The organism is Lignipirellula cremea (assembly GCF_056501455.1).
Map to the genome: position 1 here is coordinate 1,873,331 of NZ_CM151415.1, position 14,848 is coordinate 1,888,178.

Genomic DNA, 14,848 nt, shown 5'->3' on the forward strand with positions numbered 1-14,848 from the left:
CGTAGATACCGTCCGGACGCGGAGCCTCATGTCGATCCTGTACTACTTCTACATCGCCTGGACGAACCTCCGCGACCGGACGGTGGCGAGCGTCCTGACGTCGCTGTCGATCGCGCTCGGCGTAATGTTGATCGTGGTGGTGCTCTGCATTCAGGGCGTCTTCACCGAATCGATGAAGCGGGGGCAGTCGCTCGGCTTCAACATGATCGCCGGCGCCAAGGGAGACAAACTGCAGCTCACGCTCAACACGGTCTTCTATCTGAGCCAGCCGGTCGAGAACGTCCCGTACCGCTATTACCTCCAGATGAAGCCGAAAGGGGTCCGCGAAGAGGAGTGGAAGAACTCGCTGGAGTACGAAGCGTTTCAACTCGAAAAGCTGGGGGCCAGCGCCCTGCTGGGCGGAGCGGGCGGGGGCGGCAGCGTCGCTGCGGCGCTCGCGCCGGTCGGGCGGGACGCGGCGTTCGACACGGTAGAGTCCTTTCGTCCCTGGCGGACGCCCAGCCGGCTGGAGCCCTATATCGAACTCGCGGTACCGGTCTTCCTGGGGGACTACTTCAAGACCTACCGCGTGGTCGGCACGACGCCTGAGTTCTTCGACACGATGCAGCGGTACGAGGGCGAGCCCCTCCCGTTCGCCCAGGGGAGAAACTTCGTTCATCGCGACGAAGAACATGGCTTCTACGAAGCGGTCGTCGGGGGAATCGTCGCGCGCGAAGAGAATATCAAGCTCGGGGACAAGCTGGCGCTCGCGCACGGCAACCCGGACGGTCGCGGCCACAACGAGCTCTACACGGTCGTCGGCATCGTCGATCTGACGGGAACGCCGGTCGACCGGGCGGTCTTCGTCAACGCCGAAGGCTTCCTGCTGATGGACAATCACGCGAAGCCGATCCTGCCCCCCGCAGCGTTCGACGAAGAGAGCCAGGCGCTGCCCGAGTTCGGCGAAACCTTCGTGCCGTTGAACGACGCCGCCGAGGTTCTCGACGATCCGGCGGTCGGGCGACCTCTGCCGATCGAACAGCGGGAAACGACGGCCGTGCTGCTGCGCACCGATCCGTTCGGACCCGAGGCCGTGCGCGTTCAGATCAATGAGGGCGCCTTCGCCCAGGCGGTCTATCCGCTGCTGGAGGTGACGCTCCTGATGGAGAACTTCGTCAATCCGTTTCGTGTGATCCTGCTGGGGCTGTCGCTGCTGATCTGCCTGGTCTCGGGCATGAGCGTGATCGTCAGCATCTATAACTCGATGAACGATCGGAAGCGGGATATCGCCATCCTGAGAGCGCTGGGCGCACGGCGGGTGACGGTCCTCGCGCTGATCCTGATCGAAACGACCTACATCGCGCTCGCGGGCGGAGCGGTCGGGTGGGTCGCCGGCCATGCGATCAACGCGGCGGCCTCGCCGATCGTCGAACGAAGAGTCGGGGTCGAAATCGGCTTTTTCGACCTGGCGCCGCCGGTGAAGGCGTTCGGATTCGTCGAGGAGAGCCTGCAATCGCTCGACGGCCTGCTCTCCGGCACCGGAGAGTCCAACCCGGCGATCGCCTTTCTGATCGAGCAGGTTTCGGTCGCCGAAGACGACGATTTCTCCATTTATCCGGAACTTGCGCTCATTCCGGGGCTGCTGATTCTGGCCATCCTGACCGGGATTATCCCGGCGATCGCCGCCTATCGAGTCGACGTCTCGCGAATCCTGAACGCCTGAAGCGGTTAGGGGGTTCTCGCGTCGCAAGAACGCGGGAAATTGCGGTGGCGGGCGTTGCCGGCAATGGTATAACTTGCGAAGAATTCGCCGGAGGTCGTGGATTCGACTCAAGTTCCGGCGATTTCACGAACTCCGCGTCCGTTTTCCGCGTTCAAGGAAAACGAGAAGCTGTCGCAGGAGTGCGACCGTTCGTTGGCCGTTTCCCGCGAAGACGCATCGAGGCGTCGTTCGTCAGGCGATCCATGCTTAAGATCATTCGCACGAAGCTTTTCGCGACGAAACTTTACGCGATGCTCTGCATCGCCGGGCTGAGCCTGCTGGCCGGTCGACCTGCCCTGGCGTGCCCCTTCTGCACCGCCGTTTCGCAGACGCTGACCGAGCAGTTCGCCTCGGTCGACGCCGCCGTGATCGTGCGACTGGAGAAGTTGCCCGATCCGGAACTCGCGCAGGATCCGAACGGCGATCTGCCGCTGGCGACGTTCTCCCTGGTGACGCCCCTCACGGGCGAAGAGTACTTCCAGAGAGAGGCCGCCAAGCAGCCGATCGAGGCCATCTTCTTCGGCGACGGCAAGATCGGCGACAAGTACCTGCTGACGGGCGTCGAGCCGGTTCGCTGGAACTGGTCCAGCCCGGTGAAGATCACCGAGATCGGCGAGAGCTACCTGAAGACCGTCGGCAATGCGGCGGAGAAGGGACCCGAGCGGGTCGCGTTCTTCCTGCCGTACCTGAATCACGCCGACCCGATGCTCGCCCAGGACGCTTACGAAGAATTCGCCCGGGCGCCTTACGAAGACATCGTCGGCATTAAGGAGAAGCTGGAACCCGAGAAGCTCGTCGGCTGGATCGAGTCGCCCGAAGTGACCTCTTCGGGGCGGCGGCTCTATCTGACGCTGCTCGGCGTCTGCGGCGGCGAGAAGCAGTTCGATCTGCTCAAGCGTCTGATGACTACCGAGGATCGCAAGCTTCGCGCGGCGCTCGATGCGGCGATCGCCTGCTGGCTCACGCTTCGCGGGCCCGAAGGCTGCGACCTGGTGGACGAGCTGTTCATCGAGAACCAGAAGTCCGAATACGCCGACACCTACTCGGCGATCATGGCGCTGCGGTTCCATGGAACCGAGTCGGACATCGTTCCGCGGGAGCGGATCCTGGTGTCGTTTCGCAAGATGCTCGATCGTCCCCCGCTAGCCGATCTGGTGATCCCGGATCTGGCGCGTTGGAAGGACTGGTCGGTCAAGGAGAAGCTGGTCGACGTCTATCGCAAGGCCGACAGCGAATCGAAGAACGTCTGGGTCCGCATGCCGATCGTCGCCTACTTCCGGGCGTGTCCGGACGCAGACGCGAAAGACGTTCTGAAGGAACTCGAAAAGATCGATCCGGACGCCATTCGCCGCGCCAACGCGACCTACTTCATTCCGGAACCGGCGGCGGAAACGCCCGCCGCGGCGGATGCGGCTCCGAAGGAAGACGTCCAGCCGGACGACGCCAGCTACTTTCCGGGCTCTGGAAGCCGAGTCGGCGGCGAGGTGATTCTGGCGAAGGCGCCGGCGGAGTTCGTCTCCACCGTCAGCCAGGCCTCCGCGACGGAGCCTGTTTCTCCGACCGTCGTTCCCGCCCCTGCCGCGACCTCCTCCGACGCCCCCTTGGCGAAGGCTGCGACGCCCCGATCGGACATGGCGTTCAACGCCTCGGACCTGTCTCGCGACGACGGCCCCGCTTCCCCGGCGCCTCGATGGTGGATGGCGCTCGGCGCGTTCGCTCTCGCGATTTCGGTTTGCGGCGCCGTGCAGTGGTCGCTCCTTCGCGGCTGATCCGCAGAATCGTCGCCGACGATGCGCGAGTCGCCCCTTGAAGGGCCGACTCGCGAAGAAGAACCGCGCAGGATCTGGAATCTGGAGGCGAGACGCGTAGAATAAGGAAGCGTTCTGCAATACGATTGCAATCCGCTTTCATCGATTCGCCGTTCCAGTTCTGGTTGAACTCCCATGTCGACTCTCTCTGCCGAACGACCGCTCGCGAGCGCTTCCGTGTCCGACGCAGCGATCGACGAACTGCAGCAGTACCGCCGGGTGAGCCTCGCCGCGATGGCGAGCGTCGGCCTGGGCCTGGTCGGACTGTTCGCGTTCATCCTTCCCGGGATGCTGATCTTCCCGGCGATCGGGCTGCTCTGCGCGATCATGGCCTTCGTGAACATTCGACGTTACGAAGGCGAACTGAGCGGCACGGGCCTGGCCGCAGTGGGCGCCGTCGCGAGCCTGCTCGTATTGGTCGGCGGGACGTCCTACCACGCGTACGTCTACGCGACCGAGGTGCCGGACGGGTACCAGCGGATCACCTTCTACGAGTTCGAGCCCCCCTCGGATGCGGCCCCCAAGCAACTGATTTCGGACGCCGCGATCGCGCTGGACGGGAAGAAGGTCTTCATCAAGGGCTACGTCCACCCCAGCGTCGACAGTCACGATCGGGTGAAGCGCTTCGTCCTCGTCCCCGACATGGGGACCTGCTGCTTCGGCGGTCAGCCGAAGCTGACCGACATGGTCGCCGTCGAATTGGCCGAGGGCGAATCGACGAAGTACAACATGCGCCTCCGCAAGCTCGCCGGGACGTTCCACGTCAATCCGGTGATCGAACCGGTGCCGGGGATCACCGAAATCGGTCCCGGCGTCGCGTTCGAACTCTCTACCGCCGAGTTGAAATAAGCCGATGGATCGGTCGATCGCGAAGTACGTCGTCGCCGCGTCGCTGGCCTTTTCGCTCGCGGCAGCGCCGGCGGTCTTCGCGGCCGACAAGCCGAAGGTCGTCTCCTTCGACGATCTCGCGTTCGATATGGAGAAAGGCGGCAAGTTCGAGCGTTCGATGCTCCCGCCGAAGATCGAAGCGCTCGACGGCGAACGGATCTCGATTCAGGGCTACATGCTTCCGTCGTTCCAGGAAGACGGAATCAAGAACTTCATCTTCGTGCGGGACAACCTGGAGTGCTGCTACGGTCCCGGCGCGGCGCTGTTCGACTGCACGCTCGTCCGGATGCAAGGCGACGCTACGGCGAAGTTCTCGATTCGACCGATGACCGTCGAGGGCGTCTTCCGGATCGACGAGTACCTCGGTCCTGACGGGGTGCATCTCGCCATCTTCCGCATCGACGCCGACAAGGCGAAGTAAGCGTCCGTGGCGAGCGGCCTTCGCTTCTTCTGTCGCGGGGTCGCAGCGAACGGAGCCCTCTGGGCGCTCGGCTCGGGTCTCGCCAGCGGGACGGTCGTCAACTACCTGGCGATGGACTACGGCGCAGCAGGGCTCGCGCTGGCGCTGGCCATCGCCGCGCCGAAGCTGACGAGCTTGGTGCAACTCGTTCAGCCATGGTTCGTGGGGCGGATCGCTTCGCGAAAGACGATCTGCGTCACGTCGCTGCTGGTCAGCGCGCTCGTCCTGACGACGTTGCCCGTCGCGGTCGAACTCGGCGCGGCCGAAGGAGATTTCGGCGCGCTCGTCGCGCTGATCGCCGGCTGGTCGCTCTACCACCTGCTGGAGTACGTCGGCGCCGCGGCCCTGTGGTCCTGGATGCGCGACGAAGTTCCCGGTCGCGTTCGCGGTCGCGTCTGGGGCGTACGCGAAAGCCGCATGGCGATCGGTCGCTGGATCGGTCTGTTCGTCGGGGTCGGACTGGCCGAAGCGGCACAGGTCGACTGGAGCTTCGCCGCCGACTCGTCATGGCTCGCGAGCGTGCTTCAGGATCGGACGTTCCTGGGGCGTCATCTGCTGCTCGCGATCGGCGGCGCGATTCTCTGCGCCTCGGTCGTTCCCCTGTTCTGGCTTCGCGATCGACGGACCGCGCCCGAACCGTTTCCCGCCGCCCAGTATGCGGCAGCGTTTCGTTCGAGCGAGTTCTGGAAGCTGATCGCGTTCGCCATTCTGCTCGCCGCGGCGAACGGATTCGCGCAGGCGCCGCAGGGACTGTTTCCTTACCGCATCCTGGGCCTGTCGCTGACGACGATGCTCGTCCTGCGGGGGATCCTGTTCGCCGGTCAGGGAGCGGTCGCGACCTGGTTCGGCAGGCGTTTCGACGAGGGCCGTCATCGCCAGTGGATGCTGATCTGCCAGTTCGTCGTCGCTGCCGGAGGTGCGCTCTTTCTCTTCGCGACGCCCGAGTTCCCCTGGCCGTTCCATGCGGCGTGGATCCTGTGGATCGCCTACGCCGGTCTCAACGTGGCGATTCCCGACCTCACCGTCCGCTTCGCGCCGCAGGGATCCGCCGGACCCTGGATCGGGCTGTCGTTCAGTCTGGCTGCGGTCTCGTTCGGCGTCGCCACCGTCGCGGGCGGATGGGCTTTCGACCATCTTCCGGTCGCGAATTGGCTCGGCTTCGCGAGCTCGGGCCGAAGTCAGTACGACGCCTTCTTCGTGATCGCGACCGCGCTGCGTCTGCTCGCGGCGGGATGCCTGTTTCTGCTTCCCGGGTCGCTGGCGAATAAGAAACCTGCTACGACGTGAAAGAAGTGCGGCCAGCACGGTTCTCTCACGCTTCGACACTGGCGGAGCCAGTGCCACCCGAGGGAGTGAAGCAGAAGAGTCTTGGTTGAGGCGTTCAGGACCTGCTTGATCCGCCGTCAGGCCGCACGCCGCAGCGGCGGCTGCTCGCGCGCGTCGACGAGATCTCGCTCAGCCATCAGCGTCCGCGGCGAGTAGGCTCGCAGCCAGTCGCCGGCGGCGCGCTCGGCGCCGGGGCCGACATGCTTACGCCAGATGCTGGCGAGTTCGAGCGCCGCTTTGCCGAAGTCGCCCGATTTCAGCTTCGACCCCGCGACCTCGTGCCAGGCGTCGAGCGGCTGTTCGAAGATTCGCTCCTCGATCGGCGACTCGCCCAGGAACGTTCGCAACTGGCGCCACCGCGCGACGATCTCCACGTCGAAGATCCAGCGGGCGAGGAAGGGTCTTTCAAGGACGTGATAGAGTTCGCCCGACGCGCGGAAGAGCTTCGCCCCGCATTGCGTGTCGACGAAACGTCCGCCCAGGCAGAGCGACGCCGCGCAGGAAAAGACGCCGCCGAGCATTTGCCGGATTTTGCGCCGGCGGATTTGGCGCCCCTTGAGAGGCAATCGGGCGCCGAAGACGGCCTCGACGTCGGCTCTTCGATCGAGCGTTCGCTCGAATTCTTCGATCTCGCCCAGCGGCGTCGCCAGATCGGCGTCCCAGAAGCCGACGAATTCGACCTCGGGTCGCGCACAGGCGTGACGCATCCCCTGTCGCACGGCTTCAGCCTTGCCGCCGTTGCGTTCGAGGTGCAGGGCCTCGGCACGGACATGACGCCGTGCGATGCCGTTCAAGATTGCGGCCGTGGCGTCGCGACTGCCGTCGTTGACGAACAGAAACGTCAGGTCGGGTCGCCGGTCGAGTTCGGCCTCGAACGCCGCCGCAGCGAGGCGATCCGCCTCGTTATAGCAAGGGACGACGATCCAGGTCCGTGACATGAGGGGCGTCCGCGCGATCCTTCGCTCAGCCGATCGATCCGTCGGATCGAAGGCCGGCCGAGTTCGATCTGTTCGATCCAGGCGGGATCGTACGCGAGCGTTCCCCCGAAGGGGTAGGGCAGTTCGCTCGACCGCTTTAGGCGCCCCGTTTTCAGCGCTGGATAGTCAGCGCCGCATTATCAGGTTCTGGCGGCGGCGGCGTAGCATCGAAACGCCGTCACGACGTCGAACAGGTCGGGCGAGACCTCGACCGACTCGTCGCCGAAGTCTTCCGCCCAGGCCAGACCGCGGCGCTCGGCTTCCTGAAAAACCGCCAGGAGCGTGCGAAGCGAGACGGTGCGGTCGTCGAGGCGCAGTTCGCCGACGAGTTCTTCGAACGAAAGCGAGGTTCCGAACGTGGCGCTCACGCGGACTTCCTTGTCGGCGGGAATCGAACAGTACGAGCCGGAGGTCGCGGCACGACTTCTTCGGCGAAGGCCCCTATCGGTCGCCGGCGCCTCTCCCTTGAGCCCTTTCGCTCGCAGTTCGTGATTTGTTCAGCGATCGAATTTCGCCTGCGCGAGCGAACGGACCCTGGGCGTCCCGATTGCGACCGAAATTGAACGCCGGTAAGATGTTCCCTCTCCGTAGCGACCGACTGCCCGTCGGCCGCTCGATCGCTTCGCGCGGCGCCTGCCCCGCCGTCAGCCCATCGGACCCGTTCGTCATGGCAGATCCTGCCGGCGTCGAATCGCTTGCGCGCACGCTTCGTCTCGCTCCTGAACAAGTCGCTGCGTTTCTCGACGCCTTGAAGTCGGGCAAGTCGCCTTACTACGTGCAACGGTACGAGAAGGCGAGCGTCGGCGTCATCGACGACGAACAGGTCGCGGCGCTGCTGCGCGCCTGGCGGGAAGAGAACCGCCTCGCCGAGCGCAAGGCGCAGCACCTGAAGAGCCTTCCGACCGAAGGCGAAGAAGGCGCCGACCTGCGGCGTCAGATCGAGGAGGCGCCCGATTACGCGTCGCTCGAAAGCGTCGTCGCGCCGTTCAAGTCCCGCCGGCATACTCCCTTCTCCCGGCAGCAGGGCGAGCGTCTGAAACCGATCGCCGACGCCGTCGCGAACGGCTCGATCGATCAGGCGGAACTCGCCTCGCAGCTCGCTGCCGTGAAGAGCGAACTGGGCGTCGAGTCGGACGACGATGCCCGCCGGCTGCTCGTCGAGGTACTGGCGCAGCGAATCGGGGCCGACCGTCGCGTGCGCGGAGCGGTCCTGCAGGTCATGCGTCGGACCGGCGGTCTGCACTCTCGCCTGCTCGACGAAGCCGAAGAGATCCTGCATCCGGAGCGCCCGGACGCTCGCGTCGGAGCCGAGGCTCGCAGCGAACAAGATGCCGCCGGCTCCGTTTCGGAAGAGACGTCGGAACCCTCCGACGCCGCGAACTCGAACGTAGACTCCGCCGAAGCTTCGGACGAAGCGACCGACTATCGCGGCATGCCGATCACGCCGGCAGTCGACGAAGAAGCGCCGAAGCCGATCGTGCTTCCTCTCGAATCGTCCGCCGCGGTTCCTTCGGCTGACGCGACGTCGTCCGCTGACGAGACTTCGCCGGCCGCCGCGCCTGATGACGCGATCCGCGGGGCGAACTCCGATCCGCCGAGCCAGGAGACGCTGCCCGAGTCGACGACGATGACCGGAGTCGCTGCCAGCGTCGGCGCGGATGACGCCTTCGTTCCGCCGGAAGCGATCTCCGACCCGAACGTCTCCCATACCCAGGGAAGCGAATCGGGTCCGGTCGGCGCCGGCGAGCAAGAGCCGCGCACTCCGTCCGCCGGCAAGCCGAACGCCGAGGAAGCGCGCGCCGCGCTGCTGAAGGGAACCGCTCGCTCGACGCCTGCACCTGGCGCGGGAAAGAAGAAGCCGACCGAAGCGGAGAATCAGGCGACGCTCGCGGAGCGCCGCAAGCAGGGGCGACGCCTCCGCCGTCAACGGGCGATCGAATCGTACCGCCCCTTCTTCGAGTTCCGCGAACGGCTCGACCGGCTCAGCGACTTCCGCGTGCTCGCGCTCAACCGCGGCCACCGCGCGAACGTTCTGCAGGTCGATCTGGAATTCGATCGCGAACGGGCCGTCGGCGAAGCTTCGGCCGCGTACATGGCTTCCGGCGGTCCGCACGAGGGACTCCTGGCCGAAGCGCTTCGCATCGCGGTCGAACGCTACGCCGCGCCGGAGGCGGAGAAGGAACTGCGCCGCGAGATGGGCGAACGGGCCGAGCGCTATGCCCTCGCCTTTCAAACCGCGTCGCTCCGCGAGTACCTGCTCGAAAAGCCGAGGACGAACGTTCGCGTGCTGGCGCTCGAACCTGGCTTCCGCGCCGGGTGGAAGGCTGCCGCGCTCGATGAAAAGGGACGCGTGCTGGAAGCGACGCTGGTCCACATGATCGGTCGCGAGGATCAGGTTCGGCAGAGCAAGACGAAGCTGCGCGAGATGCTGGAGAAGCATCGCCTCGACACGGTCGTCCTCGGCAAGGGCCACGCCTGGCGCGAGTGCGAGCGGGCCGTGCAGTCCCTGCTGCGGCACGAATGGAAGAGCCTCAATCTCTCGACCCTCTTCGTTCATCCGGCAGGTATCGCCGAGTACGGCGGCGGAGCGATCGCACGCGACGAACTTTCGCAGGTCGACCGCGACTATCGCAGCGTCGTCGCGCTCGGTCGCCGCGCGCAGCGACCCCTCGAAGAGTGGGTCAAGGTCGGCGCCGATCAGGTCGCCGTGGGCCTTCACTTCGACGATCTGGCTGCCAGCCCGCTTCGTAGCGAGTTGAACGAAGAGCCGGTGCGCTGCGTTCACCATGTCGGGCTCGAACTGAACAGCGCGTCGCCCCAGGCGCTGCGGCTGGTCGCGGGACTCGATCAGATTCTGGCCCGGCGGATCGCCGAGCGTCGCGAATCGACCGGGCCGTTTCGGTCGCGTGAGGAGCTGCGTCAGATCCCCGGCTTGTCCGAGGAAGCCTGGAAGCAGGCGGTCGGCTTCCTGCGGATCGAAGGGTCCGACCAGCCCTTCGACCGGACGCGGATCCATCCGAAGGATTACGAACTGGCGCGACAGCTGCTGGCCGAAGCGGAGATTCCGCTGGAGCAGTGGGCCCCGCCGGTTCGGGCGCCGCAGCAGGAGAAGCGGTCGTTCGCCCAGGAGCTTCTGAGCGAAGGCGATTCTTCCGCGACGCCTGCCGAGGTCGATGCGCCTGCGACGGCGGAGGTTTCCGCGGCGGCGGATGCTCCTGCAGACGCGACCCCCTCGGAAATCACGGACGTCGAAACGCCCGTCGTCGAATCGTCGACGGAGGTCGTCGCGGCAGTCGAAGCCGCCGCCGCCGCGCCCGTCGATGCGGTCGAACCGGTCGTCGCGACTCCGGTCGCCGAAGAAGCGCCCGTCGCGGGACCGGATCGGGCGGAGATGGCTCGCAAGCTGGCGAAGCTCGATCTGCCGGCTCTGGCCGAGCGACTGGGCGTCGACTACGCGACGCTGGACGACATCGTCGAAGAGCTGATCGAGCCGGGCCGCGATCCGCGGGTGCGGGAATCGTTCGCCTTCCGCGGCGGATCGAGCGACGTCGCCAAGGCGCCTCCGGGGACGATGTTCACCGCGACGGTGCAGCGCGTCGCCGATTTCGGCGTCTTCGCTGATGTCGGTTTCGAGCAGCGAGGCCTGGTCCACGTCAGCAAGCTTTCCGCCGGGTACGTCGAGAACCCGCACGAGGTCCTCTCGGGCGGCGCCGTCTTCCCGGTCTGGATGCTGAAGAAAGACGAAGGGGGCGGACGCTTCTCGCTGAGCGCGATTCCCCCTTCGCTGTTCATTCCGCCCCCCGTGCTCGCCGACGCTCCGCCGCGACGCGAAGAGAGTCCTCGACCTGCTCGCGGCCCCGCCCGGCAGGGGGGCGGTCCGCGCCCCGTCGCTCCGCAGCGCGGAGGCCAGGGAGGCGGCCAGGGAACGCCCTCCGGATCGCGACCCGCGCGGGGGGGACGTCCTCCCTCCCACGGCAGCGGACCTCCGCAGCGGAAGGGCGCGGCCCGCGTTCACGAACGACCGTCGTCCCGCCCTGCCCCGCCGCCGATCAGCCAGGACATGGTCGAAGGGAAGCAGCCGCTCCGGTCGTTCTCGGACCTGAAGCAGCTCTTCGAGCAAAAGAAAGACGACAAGAAGAAAAAGCCCTGAACCGTCGTGAAGTCAGCGCCGTACTCCTGAAGCGGCGCTATCCGTCTGCCGAAACTGGGCAGACGGGCGACTCTGCGGTAAATATTGACAGTCGGGGCTGGGTAAGCCACACTCATACCGTTCGGTCGAAGCGGAATCAGTCGTCGGAGCGTCGGAAAAGTCCGCCCGTCGGCTCCCCTTCGAGCGAGCTAAATGCGGTCGATCGGGCCGCCGGATCGGTCGCCTCCCGGCGCCGGACCGGCGCACGAACCGCTTCCTGCCGAAGATCGCCCACCCATCGTCCCTCGGCGGCTTACCGCGTTGCCGCTCGGCGGCTTTTCGAATTCGATCCCTACAGCTCTCGGAGTTTTCGTCGCATGAAGAAGACGTTCTGGACGCTCGCCTGCGGCGCCGTCGCGCTGGCGCTGACCGCCGCCCCGGCGTTCGCCCTGCCCGATTTCAAGAAGATCTTCGACGAAGAGGTCGTCAAGAAGAACGAGAAGCTCGTCGAGCCGATGAAGACGGAAGAGGGGGGCTGCAACGCCTGCCACGTTCCGAAGGAAAAGAAGGACGTCAACAACGCCTTCGGCCAGCAGCTCGATGCCCTGATCGAGGGCGAAGCCGCCGCTCGCATCAAGGATGCCCCTGCCGCCGAGAAGCCGGCCGTCAAGGAAAAGATCAACGAGGAATTCAAGGAAGCGCTGAAGAAGGTCCTGGAAATGAAGCCCGAAGGGGGCGACAAGACCTACCAGCAGATGTTCGAAGAGGGCACGCTGCCGGGCAGCGGCAAGTGATCCGACGTCGAACCTGAGACGATCCCGAAGCCCCGGCCGAACCAGCCGGGGCTTTTTTCGTAGACGCTCGGCAGCCCGCCTATGAGCCCGCTCTAGGCGGGGTTCGTCCGGCGCGCCAGCCGCACGTTCGGATCGACGCCGAGCCAGCAGAGCCCGCACAGGAACAGGCTCACGGCGCTGATGGCGAAGACGACGCCCCAGGCGCGGGACTCGGCGAGGTAGCCGATCTGCCAGACGCAGGCCGCGGCTCCGAGGTTGCCGCACATGTTGACCCACCCCAGCATCGAGGCGGTCAGCTTTCCTCCGACGTCCTGATACGTGGCCCAGAGCGCGCCGACGGAGAGGTCCGCCAGGAAGTAAACCAGCGCCATCGCCGCCACGAAAACGAGCGGCGTCCCGATGAACGGGGCGAGGGCATACAGCCCTGCGGCTCCGATCGCCGAACAGAGACCGGGCAGGCGACGTGCCCAGACGGTTCCCAGTCGCGGCAGCAGGAAGTCGGCCAGGAACCCGCCTCCCAGATTGCCCGCCATGCCGGCGATCGCCGTGAACGCGGTCAGCGCTCCGGACGCGACGTCGCGGGAGCCGAACGTCCCGACCAGTTCGTCCGGGAAGCGGTCGTTGAGATACGTCGGCATCCAGGTGACCAGAAAGATCCACCCGACGTTCAGCAGGAAGTTGATCGCCGCGAGCAGCCAGATGTTTCGATTGGTCAGCAGAGCGACCCACGTGATACGCGAGGTCTGCGCTTCGTCGCGGCCCGCCAGGATTCGCTTCGCTTCCGCCGGTCCGCAGAAGGGATGCCGCTCCGGCGAGTCGCGATACCACAGCATGAACGCGATCGCCCAGAAGATCCCGAGCACGGCGTAGAGCGCGAAGGCGATCCGCCAGCCGCCCAGCAGCGCCATCAGGACCGGCGTGAGCGCCAGCGCGATGAGTCCCCCCGCGCGGCCGCCCGTCGCGACGGAAGAGTTCGCCCGCGCGCGTTCTTCCTTCGGAAACCAGCGGCCGATCGCGGCCGCCGCGGCGGGATAGGCTCCGGCTTGCGTGACGCCCAGCGCGATGCGGCAGAGGACGATGCCCGTGAGCCCGTCGACGAGCGTCATCAGTCCCGTCGCGATCGACCAGCCCAGGACGAAGATCGCGAGCGGCCAGCGCACGCTCCAGAAGTCGAGCAGCAGCCCCGCCGGGATCTGCAGCAGTGCATAGGCGAAAAAGAACGACGCGATCGCTCTGCCGAATTGTTCCCGCGTGACGCCCAGGTCCTGCGTCATCTGATCGGTCGCCGGACTCGGCGCGAAACGCGTCAGATAGAGCAGGACCGCCATCCCGACCAGCAGTCCCAGCGTCACCAGCCGGCTGTACGTGCGCCCGCTCTCGGCTTTCAACGGCGGCGGTTCGTACGGCGAGGGGACGTCGGACATGGGGTCGTCAGCGCTCGAAGAGTTGAAGCGTTTCTGTAGGGCTGGCGCCCTCGCCTGCCACGAGGCGTGTATCCGCTTCAATGGCAGGCGAGGGCGCCAGCCCTACGAAGGGAGAAGCCCTAACTCGACAGGAACTGCCGCATCTTCCTCAGCCAGTTGCCGTGGAAGTAGGCGGCGACGTCGTCGTCGGAGAAGCCGCGCCGCGACAGCAGATCGGCCAGTCGATGAAGATCGCCGTAGGAGCGAAGCTCCCGGGCAGTCTGTTCGTTGCCGTATCCGCCGTCGAGATCGGAGCCCAGGCCGACATGCCTCGCGTCGCCGGCGAGCTGGCAGACGTGATCGACATGGTCGACCGCCGCAGAGAGCGACAGTTCGGACGGGTTCGTGACCTGGCGGATCCACTTGGGATGCAGCATCCAGGCGTCCATCGCGGTTCCGATCACGGCGTCGCGGTCGAGAAGCTTGCGGATCTGCGCGTCGGTCAGTTGCCGGTCCGCCGGCACGAGTGCGCGGCAGTTGTGATGCGAGGCCCAGATCGTGCCGCCGAAGGTCGCGAACGCCTGCGCCATCGCCGCGTCGGCGAGATGCGTGACGTCGAGCGCGATCTGCTGCTCCTCCATCGCGGCGAGGAGTTCGATTCCCGCCGGCGTCAGGCCGCCGTCGACGCCCGTTCCGGCGGCGTAATGACTATGGCCGTAATGAGCGGGTCCGATCGCCCGCAGCCCCTGCTCCCGCCACCACGCCAGATCAGCGGGCGAATGGACGGCGTCGGCGCCCTCCATCGTCAGGATTACTCCGATCGGCAGACGTGCATGGTCGCTGGTAGCGGCCCACCGCGACCAGTGAGCGTCAAGCTGCTCGGCGGTCGTCAGGATCGTCAGCTCGCCGCGACGCTCCATCAGGCGGTACCACGCGAGCTGCGCCATGCAACTGCAGTAGGCGCCGTCGCGAGTGGGATAGTCCAGATCGAACCGGCGATACGACGGCTGGCGCTTGTGCGCCGGACCGCTCCGCGCGAGCAGCGTCGCCAGGCAGACCGCCGCGCCCGCGCGACGTAGTTCCGGCAGCGACAGCGTGGCTCTTCCGCGGAAGGGAAGATCGGTCAGGCCCTGCTCGTCGGCGTTCAGCTTCGCGACGGGCTGCGTCAGATCCCGGTCGTAATAGACCAGGTTCATCGCCAGATCGAGGTGGGCGTCGAAGATCAGCGGCGGCATACGGCAGGCATCGGACGGAGGTGCGTGACGAGACAAGTCTACCGAAGCGGCAGGCTCTCCGCGGCAGCGAATCGTTGCATCTGCGAA

Annotated in this window: 11 protein-coding genes; 7 read left to right on the forward strand and 4 right to left on the reverse strand. The window is 66.2% G+C overall.

Annotation, left to right across the window (positions count from 1 at the left end; translation table 11 throughout):
- Positions 1 to 28 precede the first annotated feature (28 nt).
- From SH602x_RS07315 to SH602x_RS07335, 5 genes are all read left to right on the forward strand, one after another.
- A complete protein-coding gene (locus SH602x_RS07315; RefSeq protein WP_479476160.1) occupies positions 29 to 1,702 on the forward strand; it encodes an ABC transporter permease in 1,674 nt (557 codons plus the stop codon).
- Between the two features lie 242 nt (positions 1,703 to 1,944).
- Positions 1,945 to 3,510, forward strand: coding sequence for a hypothetical protein (locus tag SH602x_RS07320; protein ID WP_479476161.1), 1,566 nt, complete (start codon positions 1,945 to 1,947; stop codon positions 3,508 to 3,510).
- Positions 3,511 to 3,684: 174 nt separating this feature from the next.
- Positions 3,685 to 4,398 carry a DUF3299 domain-containing protein gene (locus SH602x_RS07325; RefSeq protein ID WP_479476162.1) on the forward strand — a complete coding sequence of 238 codons (714 nt, stop codon included), beginning with the start codon at positions 3,685 to 3,687 and terminating at the stop codon, positions 4,396 to 4,398.
- 4 nt (positions 4,399 to 4,402) lie between these two features.
- Entirely contained in the window at positions 4,403 to 4,858 is a 456-nt protein-coding gene (locus tag SH602x_RS07330) for a hypothetical protein (RefSeq protein ID WP_479476163.1), read from the forward strand.
- 6 nt (positions 4,859 to 4,864) lie between these two features.
- Entirely contained in the window at positions 4,865 to 6,184 is a 1,320-nt protein-coding gene (locus SH602x_RS07335; protein WP_479476164.1) for an MFS transporter, read from the forward strand.
- A 116-nt stretch (positions 6,185 to 6,300) separates the two neighbouring features.
- Here SH602x_RS07335 and SH602x_RS07340 read toward each other — a convergent pair whose 3' ends face one another.
- Positions 6,301 to 7,161, reverse strand: coding sequence for a glycosyltransferase (locus SH602x_RS07340; RefSeq protein WP_479476165.1), 861 nt, complete (start codon positions 7,159 to 7,161; stop codon positions 6,301 to 6,303).
- Positions 7,162 to 7,340: 179 nt separating this feature from the next.
- Positions 7,341 to 7,568, reverse strand: coding sequence for a hypothetical protein (locus SH602x_RS07345; protein WP_479476166.1), 228 nt, complete (start codon positions 7,566 to 7,568; stop codon positions 7,341 to 7,343).
- Between the two features lie 299 nt (positions 7,569 to 7,867).
- Here SH602x_RS07345 and SH602x_RS07350 point away from each other — a divergent pair, with 299 nt between their 5' ends.
- On the forward strand, positions 7,868 to 11,350 hold the full coding sequence (locus SH602x_RS07350; RefSeq protein WP_479476167.1) for a helix-hairpin-helix domain-containing protein: 3,483 nt from the start codon (positions 7,868 to 7,870) through the stop codon (positions 11,348 to 11,350).
- Positions 11,351 to 11,706: 356 nt separating this feature from the next.
- Positions 11,707 to 12,123 carry a hypothetical protein gene (locus SH602x_RS07355; protein ID WP_479476168.1) on the forward strand — a complete coding sequence of 139 codons (417 nt, stop codon included), beginning with the start codon at positions 11,707 to 11,709 and terminating at the stop codon, positions 12,121 to 12,123.
- A 92-nt stretch (positions 12,124 to 12,215) separates the two neighbouring features.
- Here the strand turns inward: SH602x_RS07355 and SH602x_RS07360 are convergent, their stop codons facing one another.
- Positions 12,216 to 13,547 (reverse strand): MFS transporter, encoded by a 1,332-nt coding sequence (locus SH602x_RS07360; protein ID WP_479476169.1) that lies wholly within the window; start codon positions 13,545 to 13,547, stop codon positions 12,216 to 12,218.
- Positions 13,548 to 13,666: 119 nt separating this feature from the next.
- Positions 13,667 to 14,761 carry a dipeptidase gene (locus tag SH602x_RS07365; RefSeq protein ID WP_479476170.1) on the reverse strand — a complete coding sequence of 365 codons (1,095 nt, stop codon included), beginning with the start codon at positions 14,759 to 14,761 and terminating at the stop codon, positions 13,667 to 13,669.
- Positions 14,762 to 14,848: the final 87 nt, after the last annotated feature.

What these genes read in the sequence shown, in the direction of transcription:
- SH602x_RS07315 (WP_479476160.1), top strand. Translation starts at nt 29, where the DNA reads ATGTCGATCCTGTACTACTTCTACATCGCCTGGACGAACCTCCGCGAC.
- SH602x_RS07320 (WP_479476161.1), top strand. Translation starts at nt 1,945, where the DNA reads ATGCTTAAGATCATTCGCACGAAGCTTTTCGCGACGAAACTTTACGCG.
- SH602x_RS07325 (WP_479476162.1), top strand. Translation starts at nt 3,685, where the DNA reads ATGTCGACTCTCTCTGCCGAACGACCGCTCGCGAGCGCTTCCGTGTCC.
- SH602x_RS07330 (WP_479476163.1), top strand. Translation starts at nt 4,403, where the DNA reads ATGGATCGGTCGATCGCGAAGTACGTCGTCGCCGCGTCGCTGGCCTTT.
- SH602x_RS07340 (WP_479476165.1), bottom strand. Translation starts at nt 7,161, where the DNA reads ATGTCACGGACCTGGATCGTCGTCCCTTGCTATAACGAGGCGGATCGC.
- SH602x_RS07350 (WP_479476167.1), top strand. Translation starts at nt 7,868, where the DNA reads ATGGCAGATCCTGCCGGCGTCGAATCGCTTGCGCGCACGCTTCGTCTC.
- SH602x_RS07355 (WP_479476168.1), top strand. Translation starts at nt 11,707, where the DNA reads ATGAAGAAGACGTTCTGGACGCTCGCCTGCGGCGCCGTCGCGCTGGCG.
- SH602x_RS07360 (WP_479476169.1), bottom strand. Translation starts at nt 13,547, where the DNA reads ATGTCCGACGTCCCCTCGCCGTACGAACCGCCGCCGTTGAAAGCCGAG.
- SH602x_RS07365 (WP_479476170.1), bottom strand. Translation starts at nt 14,761, where the DNA reads ATGCCGCCGCTGATCTTCGACGCCCACCTCGATCTGGCGATGAACCTG.